At 41.5% G+C, this 5599-nt stretch carries 7 protein-coding genes and 1 tRNA gene; 3 read left to right on the forward strand and 5 right to left on the reverse strand.

Annotation, left to right across the window (positions count from 1 at the left end):
* Positions 1–313 precede the first annotated feature (313 nt).
* Positions 314–1141 (forward strand): DUF932 domain-containing protein, encoded by an 828-nt coding sequence (locus ACOI7D_RS27420; RefSeq protein WP_023307552.1) that lies wholly within the window; start codon positions 314–316, stop codon positions 1139–1141.
* 26 nt (positions 1142–1167) lie between these two features.
* The gene (locus tag ACOI7D_RS27425) at positions 1168–1497 is read left to right on the forward strand and encodes a DUF5983 family protein (RefSeq protein WP_011977736.1); all 330 of its coding nucleotides are present in this window, start codon (positions 1168–1170) and stop codon (positions 1495–1497) included.
* Between the two features lie 32 nt (positions 1498–1529).
* Here ACOI7D_RS27425 and ACOI7D_RS27430 read toward each other — a convergent pair whose 3' ends face one another.
* The 3 genes from ACOI7D_RS27430 to ACOI7D_RS27440 all read right to left on the reverse strand — a co-directional run bounded on the left by ACOI7D_RS27430 (position 1530) and on the right by ACOI7D_RS27440 (position 3284).
* Complete coding sequence (locus ACOI7D_RS27430) at positions 1530–2015, reverse strand: transglycosylase SLT domain-containing protein (RefSeq protein ID WP_001568108.1); 486 nt, start codon at positions 2013–2015, stop codon at positions 1530–1532.
* A 770-nt stretch (positions 2016–2785) separates the two neighbouring features.
* Positions 2786–2861, reverse strand: a tRNA-Arg gene (locus ACOI7D_RS27435).
* Between the two features lie 180 nt (positions 2862–3041).
* Positions 3042–3284, reverse strand: coding sequence for a hypothetical protein (locus ACOI7D_RS27440; RefSeq protein WP_074196216.1), 243 nt, complete (start codon positions 3282–3284; stop codon positions 3042–3044).
* A 389-nt stretch (positions 3285–3673) separates the two neighbouring features.
* Here ACOI7D_RS27440 and ACOI7D_RS27445 point away from each other — a divergent pair, with 389 nt between their 5' ends.
* Positions 3674–4069 carry a hypothetical protein gene (locus ACOI7D_RS27445; protein WP_126066683.1) on the forward strand — a complete coding sequence of 132 codons (396 nt, stop codon included), beginning with the start codon at positions 3674–3676 and terminating at the stop codon, positions 4067–4069.
* Positions 4070–4158: 89 nt separating this feature from the next.
* On the opposite strand, the gene ACOI7D_RS27450 is transcribed toward ACOI7D_RS27445, so the two are convergent.
* Together ACOI7D_RS27450 and ACOI7D_RS27455 are read right to left on the reverse strand one after the other, a co-directional pair.
* The gene (locus tag ACOI7D_RS27450; RefSeq protein ID WP_040173808.1) at positions 4159–4710 is read right to left on the reverse strand and encodes a hypothetical protein; all 552 of its coding nucleotides are present in this window, start codon (positions 4708–4710) and stop codon (positions 4159–4161) included.
* Positions 4703–5269, reverse strand: coding sequence for a hypothetical protein (locus tag ACOI7D_RS27455; protein WP_044525166.1), 567 nt, complete (start codon positions 5267–5269; stop codon positions 4703–4705). The genes ACOI7D_RS27450 and ACOI7D_RS27455 overlap by 8 nt, the downstream gene beginning before the upstream one ends.
* Between the last annotated feature and the right edge of the window lie 330 nt (positions 5270–5599).

Below are 5599 nucleotides of genomic sequence, written 5' to 3' on the forward strand. Positions count from 1 at the left end.
CCCGTTTGAGTCCATTCGCCGGGGCTGAGACAAGCACAACCCGTCTTGCTGTCCAGGGGACGGCAGAGCCTTTCGCAATAAATTTTTCCCGGCCATTCCGCTGCGCTTCATTAGACCGAAAAAAATTTCCCGCTCACCCCCGGACATCTGCACCGGGCCGTGCTCGTTTACGCCCTCGCGGCGAACGGCTCTCAAACGGGTGAAGGTTATATCCAGGGGGCAGGTTCAGCAGGTCCCCGCACAAAGTCAAAACCGCGGCCCCGGCAACTCAACGGGTGATGGTTAAAAAATTAAACAGGTGAAGGAGAATAATATGCGTTTAGCATCCCGATTTGGACTTACTCATTCCATTCGTCAGGAACGCCCACTGACTAACGATGAATTAGTCAAGGTTGTACCTTCTGTGTTTTCAGAAGAAAAGCATAATTCACGTAGTGATCGCTATACCTATATTCCAACCATTACACTGCTGGATAAATTACGTGAAGAAGGTTTCCAGCCATTTTTTGCCTGTCAGTCACGAGTAAGGGATGAGGATAAACGGGGGCATACTAAGCATATGGTAAGACTTCGCCGTGAAGGGGCCAATAAAGGAACAGAAGTACCCGAAATCATTCTTCTTAACTCGCATGATGGATCGTCCAGTTATCAAATGATCCCGGGTATGTTCCGTTTTGTATGCACAAATGGCCTTGTGTGCGGTACGTCGTTTGGTGAGATTCGTGTACCTCATAAAGGTGATATTGTTGGAAGGGTTATCGAAGGTGCTTACGAAGTTCTGGGAATTTTCGATAAAATAACTGAAGGCGTTGATGTCATGAAGTCTATTGCCTTAACCAAGGAAGAACAGCGTCTGTTTGGACAAGCTGCATTAACCTACCGATATGAAGATGAAAATAAATCTCCGGTCAGTATTGAACAGATAATTCATCCGCGCCGTTATGAAGATAAAAAAGATGACATCTGGACTACATATCAAAGGGTCCAGGAAAATCTGATTAAAGGCGGTTTGCCTGGCCGAACTGAAAAAGGGAAAAGAACAACAACCCGGCCAGTAAAAGCAATCGATGGTGATGTTAAACTCAATAAGGCATTGTGGTTAATTGCGGAGAAATTCCGCACTCTTAAAGGCTATTTATAAGCGCCGGGCAGCTGTCCGGCGTTTTGATGGTGGGAATACTTATGTTTGAATTTAAAGCTGTCTGTATCAGTATTTCACATATGGAAGAAGGTGATATCAGAGTTCTTCAGGTGCTTTCATCAACAACCAATTATCTAACTTGCGATAGTTACTTAGAGTGGATACATGATACACCTTATGGTTGTGTTATAAGGATGTATGATTTCAAACGCCATCTTCTGGCGCTAAAAAGAGGTGGGGTGTCAAAATTTTTACGCAAAAATCTTATACTAATGCACCGGGAGGGTGGGTATCTGCTTTTTCATTTTGATAGTGATGCCGATTATTATCCAGGTATAGATGCCGTAGATTTTTAAGAAATTCAAGCCTTCTTATATCAGAAGGCTTTTTAGTTCATGGCGATTTTCTGATCTTTAGAAGAAGTTCGTTTGCTTGCTTTGATAGCCGTGTAGTAGTAATGGATCTTCTTCGCATACTCGTAACGTCTTGCTGCCTGGCGCGGGGTCTTTTTGAAGCCTGCATTGTATGCCCCGACTGCATCCCACGAAACGCCCCACTTTTTAAACGCCTGAGCCAGATAATAGGCTCCGGTGTAGATGTTAAGACAAGCATCGCTAAGAAGATGATCCGGTTTTATTCCATATCGCGACAGTTCGTTGAAATGCTGCGAGTCAATTTGCATCAAGCCTGATCCATAACCCGTAACAGGATTACGCCCAATCGCATCAATTTTAAATCGTGATTCTTGCCATGATATAGCACGCAGGAGATCCGGATCAATTTTGTAATCCCTGCCAGCCATATCAAAGCAGTCTGCTGCCATTGATGACAATGGTATTAAAGACAGGATGATACCAAACGCTACTCCCTTCATGAATTCCCCTCCGTGCCAAATCCCGGAATAACCTTAACCCATCCAAGACCGAGACTCAACATATATGCACTCCTCACCACAAAATCACCACACCCCACGCAAAATTAAAATTTTGAAGATAACTCATTAATATCAGTTAGTTGTGGGTTATTAAATTACGCAGTATTACTTTCTGTAAGGTGAATCCAAGTCGTCGGCGATTCGTGTACGACTTGCCGACGACTCGTCATAGAGTCATCGACGACTCACATAAGACTATCAGTAACTTATGACGACTTGACTCTAGAGTCGAATCGTCATTTTGGTGTTTTTTTGACCTTGACGACTCTAGAGTCAAGTCACGAGTCGAATCGCCGGTGAATCGTGTGGTGAGTCGTCCGTCGACTTGCCATAACGTGATTGCCGGCCGTCGACGAACCCGATTCCTGATCGTGCTGAAAACCGGTTTTCCGGCTGCGCCGGCAACGCTTCACGGCCACGCAATAAATTGCGTCCCCGTTCACCGTTTTCGGATGGGAAGAACGCCGGAAACAGGACTTACCCTGGCTGAATGGCGTGAATTTTCGCGCTATGCACTTGCGTGCATACTCATGCATGCCGTAAAAACAGAGCCTGCGCGTTTCTGGCGGGTTTTCGGGTGGTTTGTTGCCTGTTTTACCGGTTTCCCGTCAGAAACGCCCTGAGGCCGTTTTAGCGGTGCGCGTAATGCGACGTTATGGTAAATGCTGTGGCCAGAATAGTTGCCTCCCCCCTTTTAGGGGGGAGGCTTTTGGTGGAGACAATGGGATTTGAACCCACAACCATCAGATTAGAAGTCCGCTGCTCTACCGTTGAAGCTATATCCCCATCTGGACCCAACAAAGTCGGGACCGTCTTTGATTTAACATCACTGCATGCTTTTTGTGAAGTTTTTTATGTGTTTACCGGTCGCATCAGAACAGGGTATGTAATGAGACCTTATGGTAAAAAGCACGTCAGTTTGTATTGCGAGAAAAAACCGCCTTTTGGCGGTTTTTTCTCTAGAGATTAGCCGACTTTTTTAATGATCTGATTAACGCGACCCGGCGACAGTTCGTAAATGTTTGCAACCTCACGTTGCGTAACGCCTGACTGGACTGCTGTTTTGATTTCCAAATCACGAATGCGACGTTCTTGCTTCTTGGTTTGGCTGTCGTATTTGGCGTTAACCACCTCAATACGTCGCTGGACACCTTTCATTTGACGTTCGAGTTCTTTTGTTCTGAACTCTAGTTCTGATTCTTTACTCATATGATATACTCGCTAAGTAAGGTTATTGTTGGGTGTCATTCGAAGGTTTCTTCTTGCCGGAAGGTCTTAACCTATGTTTGACAAATCAACAATAGCCTTTTTTTACGATCACAGCAACTTCTATAATCAGTGTTTCCCCTTATTTTTCTTTGTTTTTATTTTCCAATAAAAACAATAAGTTGCGATTGGTTTAATTCTGATATTAAAAAGGCTAAACACACCTATTTTATGTATATGATTTTTAAGTGAAAAAACAAATCGATGTTTAGTATTTATTATTTGATTCTTTACTGGAAAATTTGATTGCACATAGAGAACTTTTCGGAGCAGTGTGGTGTAGAACTCAATCGATCTTTACATTCTAACCATTGATTTATATGGGGGTATGCATGAATGCTAATGAAGTAAAAGACATTCTTGAACATTCTAATCATGATGATTGGATTGTGGATGATGAGACTGGGTCGTTTACATATAAAAACGACTTAAATTTGCACATTAAGAGAGCGGACTATGACAACTACAACTCCTTTAGTGAACCCTGGGCTGTTAGTCATCCGAATCCGAATGCCTGTTCAGTACAGTACACCGTAAACTATGGTTCATCATTTGTTGATAGAAAGACTTTGGTTTCTGTCGATGGTCACCGCGCAACCTTGCCTATGCCTGCATCCGCAAATGATTTAACCGTGACATCAGCTGACGTGAACTTTGCCAAAATTGTAGATACTGGGGAGCGTGTTGATGAATACATTCTCCGCTCTGGTCTTAAAGTTCAACCATGATTTAAATGTGAGCCAGCAATCTAAAATTGCTGGCTCATAATGTGCTGTGCTTAAGGGACGTTATGGTGACTTTTTTTAATGTCACTGACCTAAACTTCAAAATTGTATTTGGTTGAGTTTAAAATGGAATCTATCACTATTAGTATAGAGTCGAAATAAAAATTCTTTATTCTCTTTGGATGCCAGTATCTTCCATGAGCAAGCCAATGCCTGAATTTAAAACATGTTTTTAGATCGTTGTAGTCTTTTTTTAATCTAGCATCATCTTCATTCATTCTGGTATTTATTAAATCATCATCTAATTTTATTTTTTCTCCTTTTGTTTTATCATATATCTCTTTTATTTTTCTTGATAATGGGTCTCTTTTTTTATTGCAGTACTTCTGATCTGCATCTAATCGAAATATTGCTTCAATAGCTGTTAACAATAAAAGGCAATGTGTTGTGTCATTTTCTTTTAGTATTAAGTCTTTTTCTCTTTCAATCTCCGGCTCACTTAAGCCGACGAAATCGGCATGGTAATCTGGGTTCTTTGTTGAATACCGCAGAATTACAGCACGATCGAGTGCTATCTTTTTATGTACGACATAGTCAATGTCTATGTGTAGACCAGATCTTTTAATTGCATGAACCCTAGCCATTTATCATTCTCATAATAATATTCGTAATGGTCTCGGAATTCACATCATCAAATTTAACCCATCGACTATCGCTAGGCATTGTTTTCCATTCCCAATCATCAATTGACGGCTTTTTCACATTTTCATCGGTCTTATCTTTTTCTGGTTTATATGCCCCGACTACGTTAACTCTTACTTTTATTAAATCGCTGGGGCTTTTGACTCCTTTTCTGATCAGAATGAATTTTTCTTTTCCAAATGGCCCTGTGACGTCAACCCTTCCTTTTGAACCTATTAGCATGGTTCCTACTGGCTCAAATTTTATTTTACTTGAGTTTATAGTGAGTATTAGAGAGTCGATTTCATAATCACCTAGAGACTCTTCATTTATTGATATTTTTTTTCTTGATTGTTTTATCAATCCATCTTTGATTAGTTCGTCAATAGATTCTAATGTAATAGTATATAATTTTTCAACAAGGCTTATGTATTCTTCTATTTGTTCAGCTGGGTCGAATTTTTGTTCTTCTTCTTCTTTTTTTTGTTTTTCAATTATATCTTTCAGCGTTTTCATGTTCATTTTTTGTAACCTCTAGATCGGAATTATTTTACGATTCTAGCCTTTGCTTTGGTGTCGAGCAATGTGTTGTTCTTGACGCTTAACTTGCTCGGAGGTATTGTCGCTTCTGAAACGAAAAAACCGCCTTGGCGGGCGGTTTTTTCGAAGGTTCATAGAGTTGGCGCTCGTTGAACCGAGGTAACTGGCTTGGAGGAGCGCAGTCACCAAAACTTGTTCTTTCAGTTTAGCCTTAACTGGCGCATAACTTCAAGACAAACTCCTCTAAATCAGTTACCAGTGGCTGCTGCCAGTGGCGCTTTTGCATGTCTTACCGGGTTGGGGTCGTCTCAG

It is taken from the genome of Klebsiella sp. C360 (genome assembly GCF_048822415.1).
GTDB classification, from domain to species: domain Bacteria; phylum Pseudomonadota; class Gammaproteobacteria; order Enterobacterales; family Enterobacteriaceae; genus Klebsiella; species Klebsiella quasipneumoniae.

Coding starts and splice junctions, on each gene's coding strand:
- ACOI7D_RS27420 (WP_023307552.1), top strand. CDS start 314: ATGCGTTTAGCATCCCGATTTGGACTTACTCATTCCATTCGTCAGGAA.
- ACOI7D_RS27425 (WP_011977736.1), top strand. CDS start 1,168: ATGGTGGGAATACTTATGTTTGAATTTAAAGCTGTCTGTATCAGTATT.
- ACOI7D_RS27430 (WP_001568108.1), bottom strand. CDS start 2,015: ATGAAGGGAGTAGCGTTTGGTATCATCCTGTCTTTAATACCATTGTCA.
- ACOI7D_RS27440 (WP_074196216.1), bottom strand. CDS start 3,284: ATGAGTAAAGAATCAGAACTAGAGTTCAGAACAAAAGAACTCGAACGT.
- ACOI7D_RS27445 (WP_126066683.1), top strand. CDS start 3,674: ATGAATGCTAATGAAGTAAAAGACATTCTTGAACATTCTAATCATGAT.
- ACOI7D_RS27450 (WP_040173808.1), bottom strand. CDS start 4,710: ATGGCTAGGGTTCATGCAATTAAAAGATCTGGTCTACACATAGACATT.
- ACOI7D_RS27455 (WP_044525166.1), bottom strand. CDS start 5,269: ATGAACATGAAAACGCTGAAAGATATAATTGAAAAACAAAAAAAAGAA.